This is a genomic window from Amycolatopsis sp. CFH S0740, assembly GCF_004522315.1.
Lineage (GTDB): Bacteria > Actinomycetota > Actinomycetes > Mycobacteriales > Pseudonocardiaceae > Amycolatopsis > Amycolatopsis nivea.
Genome location: NZ_SDLS01000006.1, coordinates 344300 through 367917, shown reverse-complemented (window position 1 = coordinate 367917; position 23618 = coordinate 344300). Strand labels below are relative to the sequence as shown.

At 69.3% G+C, this 23618-nt stretch carries 16 protein-coding genes; 6 read left to right on the top strand and 10 right to left on the bottom strand.

The features are described 5' to 3' along the window. Position 1: 1 nt before the first annotated feature. Positions 2–4234: a hypothetical protein gene (locus EIZ45_RS14095; RefSeq protein WP_134663212.1), complete on the bottom strand. Its 4233-nt coding sequence runs from the start codon at positions 4232–4234 to the stop codon at positions 2–4. A gap of 347 nt (positions 4235–4581) precedes the next feature. On the opposite strand from EIZ45_RS14095, the gene EIZ45_RS14090 reads away from it, so the two are divergent. Both EIZ45_RS14090 and EIZ45_RS14085 read left to right on the top strand, forming a co-directional pair. Beyond that, positions 4582–5118 (top strand): hypothetical protein, encoded by a 537-nt coding sequence (locus EIZ45_RS14090; RefSeq protein ID WP_051728879.1) that lies wholly within the window; start codon positions 4582–4584, stop codon positions 5116–5118. A gap of 127 nt (positions 5119–5245) precedes the next feature. After that, on the top strand, positions 5246–6700 hold the full coding sequence (locus EIZ45_RS14085; RefSeq protein WP_134663213.1) for a tachylectin-related carbohydrate-binding protein: 1455 nt from the start codon (positions 5246–5248) through the stop codon (positions 6698–6700). 279 nt (positions 6701–6979) lie between these two features. On the opposite strand, the gene EIZ45_RS14075 is transcribed toward EIZ45_RS14085, so the two are convergent. From EIZ45_RS14075 to EIZ45_RS14045, 7 genes are all read right to left on the bottom strand, one after another. Next, positions 6980–7969: a YdcF family protein gene (locus EIZ45_RS14075; protein WP_134663214.1), complete on the bottom strand. Its 990-nt coding sequence runs from the start codon at positions 7967–7969 to the stop codon at positions 6980–6982. A 47-nt stretch (positions 7970–8016) separates the two neighbouring features. Beyond that, complete coding sequence (locus EIZ45_RS14070) at positions 8017–8901, bottom strand: ABC transporter permease (protein ID WP_134663215.1); 885 nt, start codon at positions 8899–8901, stop codon at positions 8017–8019. Beyond that, positions 8888–9664 carry an ABC transporter ATP-binding protein gene (locus EIZ45_RS14065; protein ID WP_037811954.1) on the bottom strand — a complete coding sequence of 259 codons (777 nt, stop codon included), beginning with the start codon at positions 9662–9664 and terminating at the stop codon, positions 8888–8890. Before EIZ45_RS14065 ends, EIZ45_RS14070 begins: the two co-directional genes overlap by 14 nt. A gap of 25 nt (positions 9665–9689) precedes the next feature. Continuing rightward, complete coding sequence (locus tag EIZ45_RS14060) at positions 9690–10745, bottom strand: ABC transporter substrate-binding protein (protein ID WP_134663216.1); 1056 nt, start codon at positions 10743–10745, stop codon at positions 9690–9692. A gap of 114 nt (positions 10746–10859) precedes the next feature. Further along, positions 10860–11885, bottom strand: coding sequence for an S-adenosylmethionine:tRNA ribosyltransferase-isomerase (locus tag EIZ45_RS14055; protein ID WP_134663217.1), 1026 nt, complete (start codon positions 11883–11885; stop codon positions 10860–10862). Continuing rightward, positions 11882–12556, bottom strand: coding sequence for an SDR family oxidoreductase (locus EIZ45_RS14050; protein ID WP_134663218.1), 675 nt, complete (start codon positions 12554–12556; stop codon positions 11882–11884). Before EIZ45_RS14050 ends, EIZ45_RS14055 begins: the two co-directional genes overlap by 4 nt. Positions 12557–12599: 43 nt before the next feature. Then, positions 12600–13973 carry a cytosine permease gene (locus EIZ45_RS14045; protein WP_134663219.1) on the bottom strand — a complete coding sequence of 458 codons (1374 nt, stop codon included), beginning with the start codon at positions 13971–13973 and terminating at the stop codon, positions 12600–12602. Positions 13974–14074: 101 nt separating this feature from the next. On the opposite strand from EIZ45_RS14045, the gene EIZ45_RS14040 reads away from it, so the two are divergent. Continuing rightward, positions 14075–15295, top strand: a complete 1221-nt coding sequence (locus EIZ45_RS14040; RefSeq protein ID WP_134663220.1) for an MFS transporter — start codon at positions 14075–14077, stop codon at positions 15293–15295. A gap of 54 nt (positions 15296–15349) precedes the next feature. Here the strand turns inward: EIZ45_RS14040 and EIZ45_RS14035 are convergent, their stop codons facing one another. Beyond that, positions 15350–17311 carry a protease pro-enzyme activation domain-containing protein gene (locus tag EIZ45_RS14035; protein WP_240690641.1) on the bottom strand — a complete coding sequence of 654 codons (1962 nt, stop codon included), beginning with the start codon at positions 17309–17311 and terminating at the stop codon, positions 15350–15352. 894 nt (positions 17312–18205) lie between these two features. On the opposite strand from EIZ45_RS14035, the gene EIZ45_RS14030 reads away from it, so the two are divergent. Then, positions 18206–21082 carry a BTAD domain-containing putative transcriptional regulator gene (locus EIZ45_RS14030; protein ID WP_134663222.1) on the top strand — a complete coding sequence of 959 codons (2877 nt, stop codon included), beginning with the start codon at positions 18206–18208 and terminating at the stop codon, positions 21080–21082. 52 nt (positions 21083–21134) lie between these two features. Beyond that, a complete protein-coding gene (locus EIZ45_RS14025; protein ID WP_240690642.1) occupies positions 21135–21923 on the top strand; it encodes a hypothetical protein in 789 nt (262 codons plus the stop codon). A 3-nt stretch (positions 21924–21926) separates the two neighbouring features. Here EIZ45_RS14025 and EIZ45_RS14020 read toward each other — a convergent pair whose 3' ends face one another. Continuing rightward, positions 21927–22385, bottom strand: coding sequence for a DUF4396 domain-containing protein (locus tag EIZ45_RS14020; RefSeq protein WP_037811965.1), 459 nt, complete (start codon positions 22383–22385; stop codon positions 21927–21929). 222 nt (positions 22386–22607) lie between these two features. On the opposite strand from EIZ45_RS14020, the gene EIZ45_RS14015 reads away from it, so the two are divergent. After that, entirely contained in the window at positions 22608–23612 is a 1005-nt protein-coding gene (locus EIZ45_RS14015; protein ID WP_134663224.1) for an autoinducer 2 ABC transporter substrate-binding protein, read from the top strand. The last annotated feature ends 6 nt before the right edge of the window (positions 23613–23618 follow it).

Below are 23618 nucleotides of genomic sequence, written 5' to 3'. Positions count from 1 at the left end.
GTCAGCCGCCGACCTGCTTCAACTCGACGTCGACGATAGCAAAGCCAATCGAATTTCCGATGCCTCTCGCGACATTGCCCGCTGTGACCCAATTGTCGAACCGCTTCTGCGCAGTAGTCTTTTTCGCGTTGCCGCTCTTGATTTCCAGCCCGCGATAGCGGCCGTTCCCGAGATCGACCGCACCGTCGTAGACCCGGATTTGGTCGCCGTTCCCCTTGGTGTACACCCGGCCACGGACAACCTTGAATCCATCCGCCTCGAGTGCGTCCCACACCGCCTTCTCCGCGTCCGCCCCGACGTTCGTCCCGTCGGTTCCCGCGAACTTGCCGTCCGACGTCCGGATCGAGCCGTCGTCGTAGCGGAAGATTCCCGGTTCGACTTCTTCGATGCACTTGGCCCCGTTGTGCACCAGAATCGGCGTCTCGCCGGCCAGCACGTAGAACGTGTGCGTGGTGTTGATCGCCAGGTTGTACGTCCGGCTGTTCGCCGTGTACCGGCGGCTGTCGATCAGCCGGGCATGGCCGTCCCCCGGCGTGTCGAGTTGGTCGCCGGGACGCAGGTCGGCCGCGGCGGTCCACGCATGGGCACCGGTGTTCCAGATCAGATGGTGCGCGGTCGACGTGATCGTCCGGGGGCCGGCCGGGGTGTCGATGCGCAGGTCGACGAAATCAGTGTCCGTGTCGGTGACGCTGATGTGCGCCACCGTGTGCTGCTGCCGCGTCGCGTCGTCGGGGCGGGCGTTGGTGATCGCGTCCCCGACGCGGACGTCCTTGATCGGCTTCGCCGACCCGTCGGCCATCAAGACCCGCGTCTCGGGCGTGAAGCTGTTCAGCCCGCACAGCAACGGGTTTTCCGACAGCTCTTGCGCCACCCTGGCCATTTGCGCCGCTTCCGCGACCGCCTCAGCGGCTAGGTCACCGGCCTCGCCGGCCGCGGCGATGGCCCGCGAGGTCACCGTGTCCAGCGCGCTGCCCATGGCCGCGTCGAGCAGGTCCCCGGCGAAGATTTCGCCGAGTCCGACCCCGTCCGCCAGGTCGGCGACCGCCCCGCCCAGGAGTTCGACCAGGTCGCATTCCGGGCAGGCCAGTGCGACCAAGCCCATCAGGACGAAGCCGCCGTACTCGGAGAGTTCCTGACCGGAGCCGTCGAACGGCCGGGCCGCGAAGTTGGAGCTCAGCAGGTTGTGCGGGTCGAGGCAGCGCGCGGTGTCGGCGCTGCCTGCCGGGTTCATGTTCCGGCAGACCTCTTGCAGGTGCGCGAGAATGCGCTCCTGGTCGGCCTTGCTGCCGGAGAACAGCAGGTTGCAGTCCTGGTTGTTCAGGTAGAGCAGCGAGTCGTGCGACCGGTACTGGTCTCGGCAGGACGCTTGCCGGTCCTGGATCGCTTGCTGTTTCTCCGCCTTCGCCTTGGTGGCGACGGCCTCCCAGGCCTGCTGAGCGGCGACCGCGGCATCGTGGGCGTCCTTGCCCGCGTCGACCGCCATCTGATGCGCGGTCGCGGCTGAATCCGCTGCCTCGCGGGCATAGTTCGCGGCTACCTGCGCGGAATGCTGCGCCCAGGCCGCCGAGCGGCCGGCCGCGTCCGCGGAAGCGACCGCGGAGGCCGCTGCCCGAGCGGCGGCGTTCGCGGAATCCTGCGCCTGCTTAGCGGACGCGGCTGCGCGGTCGGCGGCCGCCTGCGCGGTCTTCGCGTAGTCCGCGGCTTGGGCGGCGGCCGCGTTGGCCTCTTGTGCGTACCTGTTCGCGTCGTCCGCCGCGTTACGGGCGCGGGCGGCTGCGGCCTGCGCTTCATTGGCGTCGTGAGTCGCGTTCGCGGCCGCGCGGGACGCTTGGGCCAGCAAGGAATCGATCGCAGCGTTGTGCGCGGCAGTGTTCTGGTCGCGCCGCGCCGCGCTGTACTGCCCGACAGCCAAGAACTCGTGGGCCAGGGTCGGCGGTCCGTCCAGCGCGGCCTGCGCTCCGGCGGCCACCTCGCGCTGCCCGGCGTTCCGGGCACCGGAGAGGACCTGGTTGACCTTGACCTGGTCGTCGATTCCGAGAGCCGTGTACTGGCCGACATCGAGGAAGTCGCGCAGAGCCTTGTCCGTGTTCGTGTCCAGCGCCTTCTGCGCGTACTGGACGACGATCGTGCGCCCGGCCGTGCGAGCGCCCGACATGATCTGGTTGACCTGCAGCGCGTCGTCCTGCTCCCGGCCCGCGTAATCCCGGCTGCGCAGGAAGTCGCGTACCTGAGCGTCGCTGCCGGCGAGCGCGGTGTTCGCCGCGTTCTGGAAACCGGTCGTCGCTGTTTCGCACAGTTGCCGGAGGATCGACCGGTCGTCCTGTCCGGCGGCGGCCTGCACACCGGTGGTGACGAAGTCGATCGCCTCGTCGTCGGTCGCGGCGAGCGCCGCCTGCGCGGCCGCCTTCGTCCACTGTCCTCCGGTGTCGGCCAGGGTCAGCGCGACCTTGCGCGCGTCGGCGAGCACCGTGGCCCGCGGAGCGCCTGCCGCCGTCGCTTCGGCGATCAACCGGGTGGTTTCCGCGTCCCAGGTACTGACTTGGTCGACGTCCCACCGCTTCGGTTTCGGCTGTGCGGCGTAAGCAGCCAACGCTGATTTGGCGGCGTCGTCCGCCGTTTGGCTGGCCTGCGCTATCCGGTCGTCGTCCGCCTTGCGCGCGGCTTGCGCGATGTGGATGGCCTGGTTCGCAGCAGTGACCGCGGCGTTCGCGGCGGCTGTCGCGGCGTTCGCGTGCTCGGTGGCTTTCTTCGCCGCGTCCGCTGCCTCGCCCGCATGTGCCGCCGCGTCGTCGGCCGCTTGCGCAGCGGCGTTCGCATCTAGGGCAGCCGCGTGCGCCGCATTCGCGGACTGATCGGCGGCATCGCTGGCCTCGTGCGCCCACGACTGGCTCGCGTTCGCCGCCGAGACGGCGCGGGCCGCCTGCGCGCGAGCCGTCGCTGCCGCGGCTTGCGCCTGACGGGCGTCCGCGCCTGCGGCAGCAGCGTTGTTAGCGGCATCCGTGGCGGCAGCGGCAGCGTTGCTTGACTGCAGTGCAGCATCGTGTGCAGCGGCACCCGCGTTCTCCGCCTGCTGCGACGCCGTCCGCGCCGCGCGGGCAGCACCAGCTGCTTTCTCCGCACCTACAGCGGCATCGCGCGCGGTCTGCGCGGCATTGCGCACGACGTCCGCGTGCTCCTTATCGAGCGATGCCTGCGCAGCTGCGTCGTACGCATTCGACGCAGCTTGTCCCGCGCGGGAAGCCGCCGCGGCAGCACGAGACGCCGCCGCGGCCGCAGTGTGTGCGGCGCGCGAAGCAGCGTTCGCGGCCCCGATCGCCTCTCGAGCGGTGATCGCGGCCTGGTTTGCGGCGTACGCAGCCTGCGAAGCAGCCTCGGTTGCCTGACCGGCATGTCCCTGCGCGGCCGCCGCTGCGTCCTTGGCGGCTTGCGCGGCCTTCGCCGCGGCAGCCGCTTCTGCCACTGCGCGGTCGGATTCCTGTTTCGCCAGCTGAGTTTGGGTCGCGGCCTGCGCGGAAGCCGAGTTGGCGGTGGCGACGAGGTCGGCGATGGTCGCTGTTTCAGCGTCGCGAGCTTGCGCGACCGGAAGATCGATGGCCAGGAACTGGGTGAGGGCGTCGTCGGTGTTGGCGTCCAGCGCCTGCTGCGCGGCCTTCTTCACCTCCGGCCCGCCAGCCGCCATTTCCTGGTTGACCTGGACCGCCTGATCGGTCCCGAACGGAACCTTCCAGCCGGTGGAGAGGAAGGTCCGCAACGCCTCTTCGCTGTTGGCGTCCAAGGCTTTCTGAGCGGCCTGCTTCAGCTGCGGCCCGCCCGCGGCCATCATCTGGTTGACGCGCAGCGCGAGATCGTTCTCGTGCGCGCCTTCCCAGCCGGTGTCGAGGAACGCTTCGAGTGCGTCGTCGCTGTTGGCGTCCAGTGCCTTCTGCGCGGCCGTCCGGGTCGCGACGCCGCCGGAGGACATCAGCTGGTTGACGTGGATGCTCCGGTCGATGGACGCGTCGACGTCCTTCTGCGCGGTGAGGAATCGCGTGACGTCCGCGTCGGAACCGACCAGCGCGACCGCCGCGTCCCGTTTGGTCGCCGGACCGCCGAACTGCCACAACCGCCAGGTCTTGGCCCGATCGGTATCCGTGCTGCCCGCCGGCGCGGCGGAAGCCGCTGCTCGCGGCGCCTCGGCCGCGACGGCCGGGGCCTGCACCGTTCCCGCGGCCAAGGAGGCGGTCAAGAACGTCATCAGAGCAGCACGAAAGCGGGCTTTCGCCGTACGCATCGATTCCCCCTGTGAAATGCCACGCGATCCCCGGTGACCGTCCGATCACCACGCGTCTCCGCCCGAGACTAGCCAGCCGCGAGCACCCGCGAGCGATTTCGAATTCATAAAGTTACCAACCGAAACCCGGTCAAGAACACTTTACGATTCCTTTTCCAAAATAATAGAAGTGAACCGCATCACATTCTTGCTAACACCGGGACCGATTCCACCGAAAAACGCGCGCCAGGATCGCCGGAACCAGTACGCCGAACCGGGTTCACTACTCGCTTTGCCACGGTTTATTAGTCCGCAAGGGGGAACCTTTGAGCTTGTCGACCCGAACGAAGTCCGGCATCGCGGCCACCGCCGCGGCAGCGGTCTGCGCCGCCGCGGCCACGACCTTGACCCTGGGCACCGGGTCCGCCGCCACCGCGGAGGACCAGCAGCCCGCGATCGTCGAGGACTTCCATTACCCCGGTGCGGACCAGATCCTCGCCGACTACCACGTCCAGCTGCTCTCCGGCGACGGGCACATCCTGTTCGCCGCCTGCCCCTCCGGCCCGGACACGGTCGGCCTGATCCAGGTCCGGACCAGCGATCCGGTCGGGCAGGGCAGCGACGGGCGCGTGTGCTTCCACGTGATCGCGCCGACCGGTCATCTCACGATGAAAATCCCGGCCGTCTATTCCATCCGCGGCGACGGGATCAATTCCGGCGCGGGCCACAAGGTGCGGGCGGAACTGACCACCGACAGCGGGCAGCACAGCACCGTCGACGTGAATCCGAGCGGAACGACTCAGGTCGGAGTCGGGACCAACCCGCCCGGCGCGCCGACCACCTTGCTCCAATTGGACGCGTCCTCGTGATTGAGCACCGTCGAGCGGAAACTGTTTCTCCGGCAGTTTCCGTTCGACGGTCCCGGCAGCCGGGAATAGCACTCCCGCTCACCGGCACATCCGGTAATGCCGCGGTCCCAAGATCGATAGCGTTGCCGTGACTACTCCCCTACGCCTCAGGCTGGCCGTCGCTGCCTCGGCCGCAGTCGCGGCAGGCCTGTTGATCGTCCCGCCCGCGGACGCCATCAGCGGCGGAACTCCCGCCCCCGACAAGGCTTTCGACTTCGTCGTTCGCGTCGCTGCCGATGGGCACGGCTGCAGCGGCGTTCTCCTCGGACCGCAGTGGATCGTCACCGCCAGCGGTTGCGTGCCAGCCGGTTCCGGGACACCGGCAAGCCCGGTCACCGTCACGGCAGGCGCTGCCACGGCGAAGGTCGCAACCCTGATTCCGCGACCGGATCGGGATCTGGTGCTGGCCAAGCTCGCCACCCCGATCGCCAACGTCACCCCGATCTCCTTGGGACGGACCGCGCCGACAGCGGGCGAAACGCTCACCGTCGCCGGCTTCGGCCGCACCTCCGACACTTGGGTTCCGGACAAGGCCACGACCTCGCCGTTCACCACCGCGTCGGTCGCTGCCACCGCCTTCGGCCTCACCAACGCCGACGGGCACGACACCTGCCTCGGCGACGCAGGCGGTCCCGCGATCCGCACCACGGCGAACAACACTCCCGAGCTCATCGGGATCAGCTCGCGGTCGTGGCAGCACGGCTGCCTCGCCGTCACCGAAACCCGCCAGGGCAGCGTCGAAACCCGCACCGACGACCTCGTCGACTGGATCCGCGCGCAGGCGCCCGAGCTGGCCATCCAGTGCCGGACAACGGTTCCGCTCTTCGCCGTCACCAGCGACCTGCAGCTCTACCCGCATCCGAACCCGACTGACGGCGGTCCGATGGATCCCCGCCAGTCCACGATCGGCACCGGCGGCTGGAACGGCTACGTCCGGCTCCTCGCCGGACCCGACGGGCTGCTCTACGGCATCCGCGCGAACGGCGACGTCTACCGCTACCAGTGGAACGGCACCGGCTGGACACCCGACTCGCGCACAGTTGTCGCCACCGGCTGGACCGGGTTCGACAACGCGGCCAACCACAACCGCATCACCATCGACAGCCGCGGCGACATCTACGTCGTCAACGCGGACGGCTCGCTCTCCCGCCGCCGCTACGACACCGCCGCCAAGACCTGGTCGTCCGAAACCCTCGGGACCGGCTGGAATTCCTACAACCTCATCACCGGCGGCGGCGACGGCGTGCTCTACGCCCGCAGCACCGACGGCTTCCTGTACCGCTACGCCTGGGACGAGGCCGGGCACAAGTGGGCACAGGAAAAGAAGCTCGTCGGCAACGGCGGCTGGAACGCGTTCACCCGCATCACCTCAGCGGGCGCGGATGTCCTCTACACCGTCACCGGCAAGGGCGAACTGCGCTGGTACCGCTATCTGCCCTACAGCGATACCTGGTCCCCCGGCCCGACCGTGATCGGCGACGGCGGGTGGCAGCAGTTCTCCGACGTCGAGGCGCAACGCAATTCCTGCACCTTGGTTCGTTAGAACAGGATCGCCGTGCCGTAATTCCCTGTGCGGCACGGCGGTCCTTGCCTAAGCTGGCCGTCGTGGAACATCTCGGGAAGGTCGTGCGCTGGGAAGTCGACGAGGGCTGGGGCATCCTCGAATCGGCGGCCGTCGACGGGCCGGTGTGGGCGCATTACTCGATGATCGAGGCTGGGGGGGTTCCGGTTCCTGACCGCGGGCGACCAGGTGCGGTTCACCGTCGAACGGGCCGAGCAGGACGGCTGCCACTGGCGCGCGATCCGGGTGCGCGCCGTCTGATCAGCTCATCAGGTACAGCAAAAACGGCCCCACGCCCAAGAACAGTAACGCCGCCGCGTTCGTCTTCCGGTACTCCAGCAGCAGCGCGACGAACTCCCGCAAGAACGCGCTCGGCACGAAATACGACGCCGTCTTCGCGCCGATCACGTTGAGCCGCAATCCCAGCTGCCGCGCCAGCACCGCGGTCCGGAACACGTGGTAGTTGTTCGTCACCGCCAGGATCGGCCCGGAAAACCCCCGCTGCGCAAGCAAAGCGACGCTGAACCGCAGGTTCTCGCTCGTGGTCGTCGCCCGGTCCTCCAGCACGATCTGCTCCGCCGGAACCCCCGCCGCGAGGAGATACCGCGCCATCGCGTCCGCTTCCGACGTCAGTTCGTCCGCGCCTTGCCCACCGGACACCACCAGCAACGCTCCCGGCGACCGCTGCTGCACCTGCACCGCGCGGTCGAGCCTGCTGGCCAGCAGCGGCGGCACCCGGTCGCCCTGCAGCCCGGAGCCGAGGACGATCACCGCTCCGGCACTGGCGCGGCGGGTGACCCGGCTGTAGAGGATCGAGTACAGCAGCAGCGCCGTGAACAGGAACGCCAGATAACCGGTCACGAGCAGCACCGCCATCGCGGCCACGCGCAGCAACGGCTGATCGTCGAAGATGAGCGAGCTCACCGCGAGAGCGAACACCGCGAGCAGACCGAGCCCGGCCAGCAGCGACAACAGGTTCGCGAGCCGCCGGCCTTCCCGGCGCAGCATTACGACGCCGTTCGCGATCAGTGCCCACGGCAGTGCCAAAGCGCCGAGCCCGCCGACGAGCGCCACCACCACGATGATCGCGGTCTGCGCCCATTCGACGTGGTTGAAAAACGACAGCAGCCACAATCCGGTGAAGCCGAGCGCGATCAGGAACCACACCGCGTTGCCGACCCGCCGCGGCTCGCGCGCGAACCGTACGACGAACACGAGCACGGAAGCCAGCGCGAACAGCCCGGAAGTCATGGTCCAGCATTCTGTCTGGCACCCGCGAGCGGCGCTCGGGCAGGTACTCAGAGTGACGTCGTCAGGCCCCGCGCACGCAGCACCGACCGTTCCAGCGGACGGAACACGATCAGCTCGATCGCCACCCCGACGAACAGAATCAGGAAAATCGCCGCGATCACCTTGGGCATCGAGTTGTACGAGGACCCGTCGTTGAGATACGTCCCCAGCCCGACGCCGAGGCTCGGCGAGCGCGCGATCAGTTCCGCGGCCATCAGCGAACGCCACGAGAACGCCCAGCCCTGCTTGAGCCCGGCCAGGAACCCGGGCAGCGCGGCGGGCAGCAGGATGTGCCGGGCCGCGGCGAGGCGGCCGGCGCCCATCACCTTGCCGACGCGCGGCAGGATCGGCGGGATCTGGTCGATGCCGGACACGAGGCCGTTCGCGATCGACGGGACCGAGCCCAGCAGCACGACGAAGTAGATCGCCGCGTCGTTGATGCCGAACCAGATCACCGCGGCGGGCACCCACGCCACCGACGGCAGGCTCTGCAATCCGCTCAGCAGCGGCCCGATCGCGGCGCGCACCACGCGGACCTTCGCCACCAGGATGCCCAGCGGCGTGCCGAGCACGACTCCGGCGGCGAAACCCAAGGCGGCGCGGTGCACGGAGGTCCAGATGAAGCCGAAGACCGAACCGTCGGTGACCGTGCTCCAGAACTCGCCCCAGACGTCCAGCGGCGCGGGCAGCGTGGTCTCCGGCCAGAACGCGGCGGCCCACAGGATCTGCCAGAGGATCACCAGCAGCACGAGCGCGCCCACGGGCGGCAGGAATCCGCGCACGAACCGGCGGCGCAGCGAAGCCGGCCGCGCGCCGGTGGGGGTGTCGAGCCGGTCCAGGCCGGCGCCGACGGCTTCGTCGAGCTCGGGGGCCGCCTGATCAGGCTGCGGCATGGGTGCTGATCACCTTTCGCAGATCGGCCGTGATCTCCTCGGCCAGCAGTTCGGCGTCGGCGGACGGCACGTCGTCCCACTCGCGGACCACGCGGCCCGGCCGCGACGACAGCAGCACCACGCGCTGCCCAAGCCGGACCGCCTCGCGCACGTCGTGGGTCACGAACAGCACCGACGTACCGGTGCTGCGCCACACCCGCAGCAGCTCGCTCTGCAGCACGTCGCGGGTGATCGCGTCGAGCGCCGCGAACGGTTCGTCCATGAGCAGCAGCGCGTTGCCGTCGTCACCGCCGACGCGGTGGGTCGCGGCCAGCGCGCGGGCCAGCGCGACCCGCTGCCGCATCCCGCCGGACAGCTCGTGCGGACGCTTGCGTGCCGCGTCGCTCAGCCGCACCAGGTCCAGCAGCTCAGCGGCCTTTTCCCGGCGCTCGGAACGGCCGAAGCCAGCGAGCCGCAGCGGCAGTTCCACGTTCCGGGACGCGGTCAGCCACGGCATCAGCGCGGCTTCCTGGAACATCACCGCGGGCCGTGAGGTGGTGAGCGTGATCTCGCCGGCGGACGGCTGGTCGAGACCGGCGACGAGGTTCAGCAGCGTGCTCTTGCCGCAGCCGGACGCGCCGAGCAGGCAGACGAACTCGCCCGGTTCGACGGTGAGGTCGACCCCGTCGAGCGCGGTCACGGCGTTGCCGGCGGAGCCGAACACCTTGCCCACGCGGTCGAGGTGGACGGCGGCGGTCACTGGCCGGGCCAGGGTGGTGGTCATCGCGGATCGCCTTCCGGTCGGGACGTCACTTGGCCAGTTCGGGCGCGTTGACGGCGGGCAGCTGCTGTGCCTTGAGGACCTCGTTGAGCGGGCCGAAGTCGGCGAACCCCTTGAGGTCCACCACCTGGTCGACCACGCCCGCGGTCACCGAGTCCTTCGCCAGCTGCGGGAACTGCGCGGGCACCGGGTCGGTGGTCAGTTCGATGTTCGCGAACGCGCGGTCGAGCACGGCCGGGCTGAGCGAGCTGCCGGACAGCTCCTTGAGCGCCCCGTTGACCACGGTCTTCGCCTCGGCCGGGTTCTTCTTCGCCCAGTCGATCGCCTGCAGCTCGCCCTTCAGCAGCGCGCGCACGGTGTCCGGGTGCTGCTTGAGGAATTCGCTGCGCACGATCGCGACGGTCGTCGGGAACCGGCCTTGCGGCCACAGCGACTTCTCGTCGACCAGCACCTTCGCGCCCGCGTCGGCGATCAGCCGCGACGACCACGGTTCGGGCAGCCAGCCGCCGTCGACCTCGCCCTTGCGGAACGCGTCGAGCGTCTTCGGGTTGTCCAGGTTGGTCACGTTGACCTGACCGGTCAGGTGCTTCTCGGCGAGGAACTTCTTGAGCGCGACGTCCTGGGTGTTGGCCAGCTGCGGCGTCGCGATCGTCTTGCCCTTGAGCTGGTCGACCGAGGTGATCCCGGGCTTGACCACCAGCTGCGCGCCGCCGGTGACCGCGCCGGACACCAGCTGGATCGCGCCCTTGGACTTGGTGAAGGCGTTGATCGCCGGCCCGGAGCCGATGAACGCGACGTCGAGCGAACCGCCGAGCAGCGCGTTCACTTCGGACGGACCGGCGTTGAACGTCTGTGTCGTGAGCTTGGTGCCGCCGAGGTTCTGCGCGAAGAAGTTCTTCTTGACCCCGATCAGCGCGGGCGTGTGCGTCACGTTCGGGAAGAAGCCGACGCGCACCTCCCCGGCGGCGCCCTGGTTGGTCGCGGCCTCGGTGCGGTCCGCGCGGGAACACCCGGCGAGCGCCCCGAGCACCGTCACAGCGGCGAGTGCGGAAGCGAGCAATCGGGTTCGCGGAAATGTACGCACAAATGGCCCTTTCGCGGTCAGCGGAACGGGGCGAGAATGACACGTTCACCCGCGAGACTGCATATGCATCCGCATCCCGGGAAATTGTGCGGGATTACTTGACAGGCCTGGGCCTCACCTGCTTGCCAGGAGCGAGACATCGCCGAACTCGTGCCACAGATACTCCCGCCGCACCGCCGCGTCGTAAGCCCGCTGCACCAGCTCCGGCCCCACTACCGCTTCGAGAAGCAGCAGGTGGGAAGCCTCGGGCGTGTGCAGCCCGGTGAGCAAACCGTCGACGGCACGCGCCGGCCGGTCCGGGCCGAGAACCAGTTCGGTCCAGCCCGCAGCCGCGGTGACGAGTCCCCCGGGATTCGCGGCGGATTCGATCGCGCGCACCGCCGTTGTCCCTACTGCGATAACGCGTCCACCCTGGTCACGCACCCAATTGACCAACGCCGCAGTCGTGGCCGGAACGCGAAATCGCTCACCGTACGGCGGTTCCCCGGCTTCCGGCGACGAGACGCCGGTGTGCAACAAGATCGGTGCGAACAGCACACCGCGCGAGACGAGTTGTGTGACCAATTCCGCAGTGAACGGCCGTGCCGCGCTCGGCATCTCCGCCGAACCCGGATCGAGCGCGAACACAGTCTGATAATTCGGCAACGGCCACGCGCGCGGGACATAGCCGTAGCGGATCGGCCGCCCGACCTTCGCGAGATACCGCGGGACCTCGCCTTCTACTTCGATCTTCGCGCGCCACAACCGTTGCGCCCCGGCGACGTGCGGCTCGCGCAACGTGACGACGGCACCGGCGGGCAGCCTGAGCCGCTCCCCCGCGCGTCCGTCGAGGAGCGGGCCGCCGGGAGCGCGAAGCTCGACCACCCAGGTGCCGTCATCCAGCTCAGTGGAGAAATGGACGGTGATGACGTGGTCGTCCCTGACGGCGTCGACCGCGGCGGCCAGCGTGCCGGAAGTGTTGACTAGCAACAGATCGCCGGGATTCAAGAACGCTGCCAGATCACGGAAAACGGCATGCTGCACGCCTTCCGGACCGGCAGCGAGCAGCCGCACTTCGTCCCGGGCGAGGCCGCGCGCTTCGGGCGGCGCGGACGCGCTGCGGTCCGCGGCCAGGTCGAACCGGGTGCGCGGTGCGGTCATGACTGCACCTGCAGATCCGCTGCCCGGAAGCGGCCGCTCGCCGGACGTTCCTCCAGCAGCCGCAGGAAAGCCGGTACCGCGGTCTCCGGCAGCGGCCGGTCCGAGATGTCCTCGCCGGGGAATGCGGCCTGGTGCATGGCGGTGCGCAGATCCCCGGGGTCGACGGCATACACCGCGATGTCCGGGTTTTCCACGCCCAGCACCGCGCTCACGTGGTCCAACGCGGCCTTCGCCGAACCGTAGCCGCCCCAGCCCTCGTACGCCTCCACGGCGGCGTCGGAGCTGATGTTCACCAGCACTCCCTTTGCCGCGGCGAGCGCGGGCAACAGCAGCCGGGCGAGCGCGAGCGGCGCGAAAACGTTGGTGCGGAAGACAGTTTCCAGCTCGTCCGGCGGGTACTCGGCCAGCGGCGGCAGCGGGCTGACGCCGAGCGTGCTGGCGTTGTTGACGAGCAGATCGAGCCGGGGTCCGGCGGCTTCGGCGAGCTGGGCGCGATGCACGGGATCGGTGACGTCGCCGGGCACCGGGGTGAACCCGAGGTCCGCGGCGGCCGCGCGCAGCGTCCCCGGGTCGCGTCCGGTGCCCAGCACTGTCCAATCGCGACGGACGAGAGCCGAGGCGAGCGCCCGGCCCAGACCGGCGGAAGCGCCGGTGACAACAGCTACTGGCATGGTCCCTCCAGAAGTAGGCACCTGCCAGCGTGCGACCTCTACCTTACTGGAGGTCAACCGGTCGGCGGCCGCGCAGCGCCAGATACGCCACAAGCGAAACCACGAACCCGGCGTAGTAGGCCAGATCCGCCCCGTGCAGCGCCGCGGCGACCGGTCCGGTGTAGACAGTCGTGTTCATGAACGGCACCGCCGCCGCGAAGCCCACCACGAACGCCACCAGCGCGGCCCAGCTGCGAACCGGTCGGCGCAGCTCAGCCAGCACGTCGACCTCGCGGCCGCGACGGGTGCGCCGCAGCCAGTCCGGCACGACGACACCGAGGAACGGCGGGATCCAGTAACTCACCACCAGCAGCACGTTCTGGAATTTCGCCGCCAGATCGCCGCTGTGCATCCAGAGGATCAACGCGAACGCCAGCACCGTCACGACCACCGCGGACACCGGACGACGCACCCGCACGCCGACAGTCTGCAACGCGAGCGAGCCGCTGTAGTCGTTCATCGCGTTGGACGACACCGCCGCCAGCGCGATCACCAGCAGCGCCACCGCACCCAGCACGCCGCCGCCGAGCAGCGTCGACACCCCGGCGGCGGTCTGGTCGCCCAATGCCGTGCCGAGGGCGAGACCGATGCCCTCGCCGATCGCGTACGACGCGGTCAGTCCGAGCAGCGTGTACCAAAAGACGCCGCTCGACCGGGTCGTGGCGGGCAGGTAACGGCTGAAATCCGACGCATAAGGAGCCCACGAAATTGCGAGGCTGAGCGTAATGGTGGAAAACAGCACGACGGCTCCGGCGAAATCGCCGCCGGTCGCGGAATCGACGAACGTGATCGGGTGATCAAGCACCACCTTTACCGCGAGCGCGACAAATGCGACAACCAGCACCACACTCATCACGGCCTGGACCCGGTGGATCACCGCGTAACCGAACACGCCGAGCGTGCACTGCAACACCAGCACCACCAGCACCGCCGCCCAGAACGGCAGCCCGGTCAGCTGCGCCAGCGCCTCGCCGCCGAACAGCCCGACCAGCGCGTCCCACGCGATCGAGCCGAGCCATTGCACCAGGCCGGGCAGCACGACGCCGCGGCCGAAGGGGAGTCGCGCGAGCGGCAGCTGGCCGGTTCCGGTGCGCGGACCCCAGGTGGACAGCCACGCGACCGGCAGCGAACCGAGCACGGTGCCGATCAGCGCGATGACGAACCCGGTGGTGAAACCGAGGCCGAGCGTCGCGCCGAGGGTGCCGGTGAAGACGGCGGTCATGGTGAGGTTCGGGGCGAACCACACGCCCGCGAGCCGCCACGGCCGCCCGAACCGGTTCGCGTGCGGGATCGGGGTGATTCCGTGCGTTTCGATCGCGAAATCCCCTGCTCCAGACGGCATTCGGCCCCCGAAGACCTCGGCGTCGATCCCGCTCATTTCGTGCCCTTTCTCCCGGCTGACCCGTGAGTCTGAACCGGAGTACCCAGCCGCGCCAATACTCTGTGGCGTTCCCGACCCGTTCTCGCCAAGATCGCGGGGTGGGGGAAAGACCGCGCACTCCGCTGCGCCATCGCGCATTCGCCGTTTTCTACACCGGACGACTGGTCTCGCTGCTGGGCAGCGCCATGACCCCGGTCGCGCTGGCGTTCGCGGTGCTGGGCAGCAGCCGCAGCCCGACCGACCTCGGCGTCGTGCTCGCCGCCGGGATCGTGCCGCGGCTCGCGTTCCTGCTCGTCGGCGGCGCGGTCGGCGACCGGTTCCCGCGCAACCGCGTGCTGCGGCTGTCGAACCTCGGCGCGGGCGTGGCGCAGCTGGTCGCCGCGGCCATCCTGCTCACCGGCAATTACTCGCTGGCCGCCCTCGCCGGCACCGAGTTCCTCGGCGGGGTCTGCACCGCGTTCACCACGCCGGTGCTGCGCGGGATCGTGCCGCAGATCGTCCCGGCGGAATCGCTGCGCCAGGCGAACTCGCTGCTGGCCACCGGGCGGAACCTCACCAAGGTGGCCGGTCCGGCCGTCGCCGGGGTCCTGGTCGGCACGGTCGGCGGCGGCTGGGCGATCGCCGCCGACGGGGTGTCGTTCGTGCTCGCCGCCTTGCTCTACCAGGCGATCACGCTGCCCCCGGCGGAGCACTCCGAGCCGGACAGCGTCTTGCACAGTGTGCGAACCGGCTGGCGGCAGTTCTGGCGGATCCCGTGGCTGTGGCGGGTGGTCAGCGCCTTCACCGTCTACAACATCGTGTTCACCGGCGGCTGGCTGGTGCTCGGGCCGGGGATCGCGCAGGACACGATCGGCGCGGCCGGCTGGGGCGTGGTGCTGAGCGTGCGCGCGGTGGGCGCACTGCTGTCGGGCCTGGTGATGTACCGGCTCGCGCCGCGCCGGCTGCTGCCGCTGGGGCTCGCGAGTGCCGCCCTGACCGTGCTGCCGCTGATCGCGCTCGGCCTGCACGCGGGTTTCGCGGTGCTGGCGGGGTCCACCTTCATCGCCGGGTTCTGCGCGGGTGTCATGGGCGTCGCCTGGGACACGACGATGCAGGAGAACATCCCCGGGCATCTGCTGTCGCGGATGGCCGCCTTCGACGATTTCGGTTCCTACGCGGGCATCCCCCTCGGCGAACTGCTGGCCGGACCGCTCGGGGCGGCGTTCGGCGCGCCGCAGGTGGTGCTGGTCGGCGGGATCGTCATCGCTGTCGCCGCGGTGTCCCCGCTGCGCTCGCCCGCGGTCCGCGCGCTGCGGCATCCGCCGGTCCGCGTGCCGTGAACGCAAGGAAGGGCCTGCCAGGGAATCCCGGCAGGCCCTTCCTTCACCCCTCGGTCACACCAGCAACAGGAACGCCACTCCGTTGGGCGAGCCGAGGCCCGTCACGTCGTCGTAGCCCTTGGTCGTGTGGATCGTCAGATTCGGGTAGTCGAGCACCCGGGCGGAGGTCTTCAGCCCCTCCGTGGCGTCGACCCCGTTGGCGAAGTCCACGCGCTGCACCGCGCCGTCGACGTGCTGCACGTCGTGGATCGCCGACGTGCGCGACGTCAGCTGGTACAGCACCGGGTTGATGAACCCGTGGTGGTAGTGGTCGAGGCTGTCGGCCACCGCCATCACGCCCGCGAACACCGGCGACGCGAGGCTCGTGCCGCCGATCCGGTACTGGTCGTAGTAGACGCCGTCCGGGAAGGTCTGCGTCTGGCCGACCAGGAAGCCGGTGTTGGGGTCGGCGATCGCGGAGATGTCCGGGACGACCCGGCCCTTCGCGCCGCCGGTCTGGTTCTTCGTGGACAGCGCGTCCGGCACGATTCCCTTCTGGTAGAAGGGCTGGCCGAACAGCCGGCTGGTGCCGCCGCCCGCGCCGCCGTTGAACGCGCCCGGGAACGCCGGGGTGTACGTGCCGTTGGTCAGCGTCGACTTGCCGGTCTCCCAGCCGGTTTCGAAGATCCGCTTGCCGTCCTTGCCGACCGCCAGCGAGGTGCCGCCGACCGCGGTCACCCACGGAGCCGAGGCGGAGAAGTCCGGCGACGGCGTGCCGAGGCGCGCGACCTCGTCGCCGTTGTCGCCGGAGGAGAAGTACACGCCGATGCCCTCGAGCACCGCCTGCAGCGAGATGCGGTTGAACACCTTGACCTCAGCGGCCGGGATGTCCTCGCCGGTGTCGCCGTAGGAGTTGGAGATGATGTCGGCCTTGTGGCCCGCGACGACGTAGTTCAGCGCGGTGTCGAGCGAGAGGTCCTCGCAGTCCTGCCCGCCGACGTACAGGATGTTCGCGCCCGGCGCGAGCCCGTGCGCGGCCTCGACGTCCAGGGTTTCCTCGCCGTACCAGCCGGAAGCGTCGCACTGGTCCGGCGGCTCGAGCACCGGGTTCGGCGGGAAGATGTGCTGCTTGAACTGCTGCTGGGTAAGCGGGTGCGCCGGGTCGTTGCGCTTGGCGTACTCCGAGGCGTCGGCGTAGATCGTCGGCGACGCGAAGGCGTCCACGATGGCGATCGTGGTGCCGCGGCCGTCCGCACCGAACTTCGCGACCTGGTCCAGCCCGTAGGCCGAACGCAACTGCGCGGGCGTGTAGCCGCACGGCGCGTACGGAAGCTGCTTGCCGTTGTACGCCGGGTCGGTCGTGTCGGTCTTCTCGCCGTAGTAGGCGCTGCACGGACCAGAATTGCGGAACCCGTTGCTGGGCGGCGCGGTCGACGGGCTGGCCTGCGCCCGGGACTGCTTCTTCGCGGTCGGGTCCGCACCGTCGGTGTGGTCCGGCTTGAAGAGGTTCGTCGCCTGGTCGACGCCGACGACGCCGAGCACGTCGTTCGCCAGCGAAGCCGGGACGGACAGGTCCTTGTCCGCCGCCCGCAACGTCTGCCCCTTGACCTGGTACTTGCCCAGGGTGACGGCGAACGCGCGCTGCACCTGATCGGCGGTACCGGTCGCCTCGACGTACGCCCGGTTGGACGGCACCTCGCCGATGCCGAATCCGCTTGCGGACAGCCAGTTCTTCACGGCGGACACGGTCTGGTCGGTAGCCGCGAACCGGTCCCGCACCTGGTCCGGCGACAGGTAGTGCCGGTAGTTGCGACTGTTCGGATCGGACACCGACTGCGCGGCGGCCTCGGCCGCGCCCTGGTCCTTGAGGTTCAAGTAAACCCGAAAGTCCATAGTGGACGACCCGGCCGTGTCGGCCACCTTGGACTGCGGATTGGCCCAAACCGGGTGCGATTGCGGAATGTCCGCCCGCCCCTGAGCCGACGCCACGGCGGGCGAAGCGGCTAAACCGCCCACCACCGCAAGCGAAAGAAACATGGTGACGCTTCTACGCACAGCAACTCCCTCGTGTTGCGCGGCCCCTCGACCCCCGCCTGCCGCCGGAACGAGATTAGGACTGCCCGGCCCGCCAGGGAAGCATCCGGCTCCCCGGTGCGGAACCGTTATCTGCTCCCCTCATCGCGACCAAAGGGACAACTGCGACCAAAGTCCGTTTCATCCGCACTGTCCACAGCGGAATGTCCAGAAATCAGAAGAATGCCCGTTCCCCCACAACCCCCTCCCAGCACTAGACGGCCAGCAACACCACCTACGAAGGTCGCACAATCCCATTCAGCAACACCAGAACCTCACCCATCTGCCGAGCGCATTGCCCAAGTCGCCATGAGGGCCACCCACATTGACTCTGATTCCGTGAGGGGAACCCTCACGACCCACCACCAGCCCACCCCCACCCGCGATGCACCCAATGCCGCATTGGGTGCATCCCACGCACCGAACGCCACATTGGGTGCGTCCCATGCACCCAATGCCACATTGGGGCGCAGGCCCCCACCCCCACCAAACCCGCACCGGTGCACCCAACGAGCGAGGCACCCAGCCCCTCCCCCGCACCCCGATACGAAGCCCATCTGCGGCCTGGGGGTGCTTGTCAAGGCATCTTTCCCGCCTTGACAAGCACCCCCAGACCGTCAGCACAATCAAGCTTCGGGGTGCCCCACGCAACCAAGACGGGCGCAATGTCGCCGCCAGGCGACGAGCCGCCCGCGGCCCGCACATGAAAACAATTCACCCCACCCCAGCCGAACACCAAGCAACATCCACCCCCGATATCACCCCATATGGGGTATTCCTCCCCCAGTGGATCTAGGCAACCGCCCCAAACGCTCCTAGCATGCCGACCATGGGGACCTTGCCGCCAAGGCGGGTAAATTGATTTCGCTGACCTTCCGGATCCTGGGGCCGCTGGAGGTCATCGCCGAGGGCCGGGCCGTACCGCTGGGCGGCCCGAAGCCCCGTCTGCTGCTGGCCGCGCTTGCCCTCCAGCCCAACATCGTCGTGTCCACCGAAGCCCTGGTCGAAGTCCTCTGGCCGACCACCGCCCCCCGCTCCGCGGCCGCCAACATCCGCACCTACGTCCACTCTCTGCGCAGACGCCTGGCGGAAACCTCCCCCGACCTCGCCGACCGCATCACCAGCCGAGCGTCGGGCTACCTCCTCACCGTCGAAGAAGACGAACTCGACCACCTCGTCTTCACCCGCCTCGCCACCCAAGCCTGGGAATCCCAAGACGACCCGGAAACCGCACTGGCCCTGCTGGACCAAGCCCACTCCCTCTGGCGCGGCGAAGTACTGGAAGGCCTCCCCCACGACCCCACCTGGGGACCCACTGTCGCGCGACTGGACGAACTGCGCCTGGCAGTGCAGGAACAACGCCTGCGCGCCCGCCTGGATCTGGGCCGCCACAACGAAGTGATCGCCGAACTCCGCGCCCTCGTCACCGAACACCCGCTGCGCGAAGAACTCTGGCACCACCTCATCACCGCCCTGCGCGACTCGGGCCGCACCACCGAAGCCGCGGAAGCGTACGAACTGGTCGAACAAACCCTCGCCGACGAACTGTCCGCGAGCCCCGGCGCCGCACTCCGCGAACTCCGCACCACCCTCGAAGTCCCCTGCGCCAAAATCCCGCCGATCTGCCAACTCCCCTTGGATCTGCCCGATTTCACCGGCCGCGTCGAAGTCATCGAGCACCTGGTCGCGAAACTCCGCCACCACGCCGAAGCGGAACGCCCCACGATCGTCGTCCTCTCCGGCGCACCCGGCATCGGCAAATCCTCAATCGCCGTACGGGTAGCGCACGCCGTCCGCACCGTTTTCCCGGACGGACAGTTGCATGTGGACCTGGCCGGGACCTCGTCGTCGCCGCGCTCGCCCATGAGCGTCCTTGCCGAACTCCTGCGCGCCCTGGGCATCCCCGATTCCGGCCTTCCCCGGGACCTCGCCGAACGCTCCGCGCTCCTGCGTTCCCAGCTCGCCGGCCGCCGGATGTGCATCGTCCTCGACGACGCGGGCAGCGCCGCCCAGGTACGCCCGCTGCTCCCCGGCGCGGGCGCGTCCGCCGTGCTGGTCACCAGCCGGATCCGCCTGCCCGACCTCGCCGGCGCGATGCCGGTGGACGTCGATCTCCTGCCCGAGCCGGAAGCCGCGCGGCTGCTGGAAGGCATCGTCGGCCACGAACGAGTAGCCGCCGAACCCGAAGACGCCGCGGCGATCCTGCGCCAATGCGGACATCTGCCCCTGGCGATCCGGGTAGCCGGCGCCAAACTCACCCACCGGCCCACCTGGTCTTTGCGCATCCTCGCCGACCGCCTCCACGACGAACACCGCCGCCTGGACGAGCTGCGCGTCGGCGATCTGGCCGTCCGGGCGAGCGTAACTCTGAGCTACGACCTCCTGCCGATGTCCGCCGCCGCGGCCTTCCGTCGGCTGGGCGCGCTGGGCCCGGTGCAATTCCCCGCCTGGGCAGTCGCCGCGGTCCTGGGCCGCCCGTCCGCGGACGACGTCCTCGACGTGCTCGTCGACGCCCACCTGGTGGAGCTAGTCGCCACCGACGTCGCGGGACAACCGCGCTACCGCCTGCACGACCTCCTGCGCGTCTACGCCGCGGAACTGGCCGAGCCCGGCGAAACCCGCGCCGCGATCGGCCGCGTGCTCGAGGGATACCTGGCGCTGGCAGTAGAAGCCGCCGAACGCATGCCGATCCATTTCTTCGGCCAGTACCACGACGACACCGACCTGCCCCTGCCGCCGGAAGCCGACCGTCTGCTGACCGACCCCGCCGCCTGGTTCGCCGCCGAACGCGCCACCTGCGTCGCCGCCGTCGCGCTTGCCGCCGAACGCGGGTTCGACGACCTGACCTGGCGGCTCACCGTGGCGCTCACGCCGTACTTCGACCTCCGCGGCCACCAAGACGACTGGCACGCCACCCACCTGATCGCGCTGGAAGCGGCGCGCCGGGCGGGCGCGATCCGCGGCGAGGCGGTTGTCCAGCGCAACCTCGGCCAAGTCCTGCTGTACCAAGACAACGACGCGGACGCGATGGTCGCCTTCGAGGCAGCACGCGAGCTGTACCAACGGATCGGCGACCAGCAAGGACTCGGCGAGGCGTACGCCGGTCTCGGCACCGTGCTGCGGATGCAAGGCAAAACCGACCGCGCGCTCGAACCGTGCCACGAAGCGCTCCGGCTGTTCGGCGAGGCGGGCGATCCGCACGGCGAAGCGGTGATCCGGATCGCGATCGGGTCGATCTGGGTCGCGCGCAAGTGCTACGCGACCGCGCGCCGCTGGTACACCGACGCGCTCGAGCTGTCCTGCGAAATCGGCGACCGGCACCGGGAAGCCCATGCGCTGCAACGACTCGGGCTCCTGAACCAGCGCGAGGGCAATCTCGCCGAAGCCCGCGAACACGTCACGCGCGCCATCGCCGTGTTCACCGATCTCGGCGACGACCACTGTGTCGGCTACGCGAACCAGAACCTGGGCGCACTGTGCCTGTACAGCGGCGATCTCGCGCACGCGCAACTGCTGCTGGTGAACTCGCTGAGCGTGCACCGCCGCAACGGAGACCGCCGGTCCGAGGCCGAGGTGTCCCAGCTCCTCGGCGAACTCCACTCCGCGCTCAGCCAGCCGGAACGGTCCCGCAGCTACGCCGAACGCGCCCGGGCCATCCGCCGCGAGCTGTCCGCCGGCACCCCGGTCGACGACCAGCCCCGCAAGACCGGACCGCACCGGATCGTGTCCGCCTGACGCGCGGGCCCGGTTGCGCGGCCAAACCCGCGCGCCGGGCCACGATGCGCAGATGAACACCAGGAAAGCGGCTGGTCACGTCCTTCTCGCGGTGGCGGTTATCGCTTTGTCGACTCCGACTCCCGCTGGCGCCAAACCCAAGCACGGCAGGAGAGCGCTGGAAAGACCGCTGACCTACCGCCTCTACGCGACCCGCGAAGGGCTCGTCGGCGGCACCACTTCGAGCGGGCACCGGATCACGGAACGGGACCATTTCGTCGCGCTCCCGTCCACGAAAACGGTGTCCTCGAAGGGAAGAGGGACCTTCACCGTCCGGGTCTGCCGCACCGACGGCACCCACTGCGAGTACGCGCCGGTGTGGGATGTCGGGCCGTGGAACGAACACGACGATTACTGGAACCCCGCCGACCGGCGCGCGACGTTCGGTTCGTTGCCGCAAGGCGTGCCGGAAGCGCAAGCGGCGTACCAAGACGGGTTCAACGGCGGCAAGGACGAACGCGGCCGCACCGTGCGCAATCCAGCCGGTCTCGACCTGGCCGACGGCACGTTCTGGGACGGTCTCGGCCTCAAAGGCAGCAGCTACGTGGACGTCACTTTCCTGTGGACCGGCAGCGCTCCGGCCACCGGCGTGGTGACCGGCGGCGCCCCGCTGGTCGTGCACACGTCCGCGAGCAACGACGCGCCATCGGCCGGCTTGGCCGCCGACTCCGCGCAGGTGCCGATCGAGTGTTCCGTACAAGGCGATCCGGTGGACGGAACCACGCGCTGGAACCGGATCGGCCCCGGGCACTACGTGTCCGGGGCCTACCTCCGAGCCGACGCGGCCGTGCCGTCCTGCTGAGGCTCAGTGCTGGTGGTGGGCATGCACGACGGCGTGCCCGCGACCGCGGCCGATCATCCACTTGTTGACCGGAACCGTGACCACGAAAGCGATCGCGAGCGACAACGCCAGCGACAGCCAGAACAAGCCGCTCGACAATCCCGCGTCCATCGCGCCCGGGATCGCCACGACCACGGTGTTGTCGATGACCTCCATGACCGCGATCGACACCGTGTCGGCGGCGAGCGCGACCTTGAAGGCGGCACCGAGCGCGAGGCCCGACTTGAGCACGCCGCGCATGGTGAGGGCGTAGCCGAAGACGAACGCCAGCACGATGGACAGCACCACAGTGGCCGCGTTGTGCAGGCCGAGCGCGGTGCCGAGAACCATGCCGAGCACTTCGCCGATGGCACAACCGGTGAGGCAGTGCAGCGTCGCCTGGGCGGCGGTGGACCAAGACGCTCCGTGCTGGTGTTCGTTCATGCTGGCGACTATACCCCTTGGGGGTATCAAGAACGCAAGGTCGCCCGATGTGATGACTGTCGCCCGCCACTGCCGCGCCAACCAGCCGACGGGCGGAGGCGAGGCTGCGCCGTCCGGCGGTTGAACTCGCTTGCGTAACCGTTTGGTCGCGTTCGGTTGACCCCCTGCCGTCACTGGCCCTACCTTCGGCTGCCAGGTCACATAGCCGGGGAACGGTGGGGGATGCGAGGGCGGACCAAAACGCTCGTGCTGGGTGCGGCGACCGCGGCGGCGATGGCGGCCAGTTGCTCGCCAGTTCTGTCGGACTCGCCCCCGGAGCAGGCGAAAATCGCCTTCGTGCCGAAAATCGGCGGCATCCCGTACTTCGACGCGATGAACGCCGGCGGCATGGCGGCCGCCAACCGGCTCGGCGCGAAGTGGCTCCTGCGTGCCCCGGCGTCGGTCGATCCGGCCGCGCAGACGGCGATCCTGCGCCAGCTCATCGCCGAACGCGTGGACGTCATCGCGGTCGCCCCGAACGATCCGGCGCAGCTGGCCCCGACGATCGCGGAGGCGCGGGCGAAGGGCATTCACGTGCTCACCACCGACACCGACGCCGCCGGGTCCCAGCGCGAGGTCTTCGTGAACCAGACGACGGCCGAGGGCATCGGTTCGGCGCTGGTCGACTCGCTGATGAAGAAAACCGGCGGCACCGGCGAGTACGCCATCGTCTCGTGCGGGCGCGCCGCGGCGAACCTCAACTCCTGGATCGAAGCCGAGAAAACGTATGCGGCGCAACGCTATCCGCAGGCGAAGCTGGTCGAGACGGTGTATGCCGACGAGGACACCACCACCGCCACGAAGCTGGCGAAGGAGATCCTCAACCGGCATCCGAAGCTCACCGGCATGATCGGCCAATGCACCACGGCGACGCCCGGAATCGCGCGAGCGGTGCGTGATCAGCAGAAGATCGGCCAGGTCTTCACCGTCGGCACGGGCACGCCGCAGACGATGAAGCCGTACCTGGTCGACGGTTCCTGCTCCATGACGGTGCTGTGGAACGTCGAATCCCTCGGCTACCTCACCGCCTGGACCGCCGAGCAGCTCGCGACCGGCGCCCCGCTCCGGCCCAAGAACAACGTGAGCCCGGAGCTCCCCGCGGTGCGCTACGACGCGGCCACCCAGACGGTCCTGCTCGGCGATCCCCTGCTGATCACGCAGAACAACGTAGATCAGTTCAAGTACTGACGGTCC

Coding starts and splice junctions, on each gene's coding strand:
- EIZ45_RS14095 (WP_134663212.1), bottom strand. CDS start 4,234: ATGACGTTCTTGACCGCCTCCTTGGCCGCGGGAACGGTGCAGGCCCCG.
- EIZ45_RS14075 (WP_134663214.1), bottom strand. CDS start 7,969: ATGACTTCCGGGCTGTTCGCGCTGGCTTCCGTGCTCGTGTTCGTCGTA.
- EIZ45_RS14070 (WP_134663215.1), bottom strand. CDS start 8,901: ATGCCGCAGCCTGATCAGGCGGCCCCCGAGCTCGACGAAGCCGTCGGC.
- EIZ45_RS14065 (WP_037811954.1), bottom strand. CDS start 9,664: ATGACCACCACCCTGGCCCGGCCAGTGACCGCCGCCGTCCACCTCGAC.
- EIZ45_RS14055 (WP_134663217.1), bottom strand. CDS start 11,885: ATGACCGCACCGCGCACCCGGTTCGACCTGGCCGCGGACCGCAGCGCG.
- EIZ45_RS14050 (WP_134663218.1), bottom strand. CDS start 12,556: ATGCCAGTAGCTGTTGTCACCGGCGCTTCCGCCGGTCTGGGCCGGGCG.
- EIZ45_RS14045 (WP_134663219.1), bottom strand. CDS start 13,973: ATGAGCGGGATCGACGCCGAGGTCTTCGGGGGCCGAATGCCGTCTGGA.
- EIZ45_RS14035 (WP_240690641.1), bottom strand. CDS start 17,311: ATGTTTCTTTCGCTTGCGGTGGTGGGCGGTTTAGCCGCTTCGCCCGCC.
- EIZ45_RS14025 (WP_240690642.1), top strand. CDS start 21,135: ATGAACACCAGGAAAGCGGCTGGTCACGTCCTTCTCGCGGTGGCGGTT.
- EIZ45_RS14020 (WP_037811965.1), bottom strand. CDS start 22,385: ATGAACGAACACCAGCACGGAGCGTCTTGGTCCACCGCCGCCCAGGCG.
- EIZ45_RS14015 (WP_134663224.1), top strand. CDS start 22,608: ATGCGAGGGCGGACCAAAACGCTCGTGCTGGGTGCGGCGACCGCGGCG.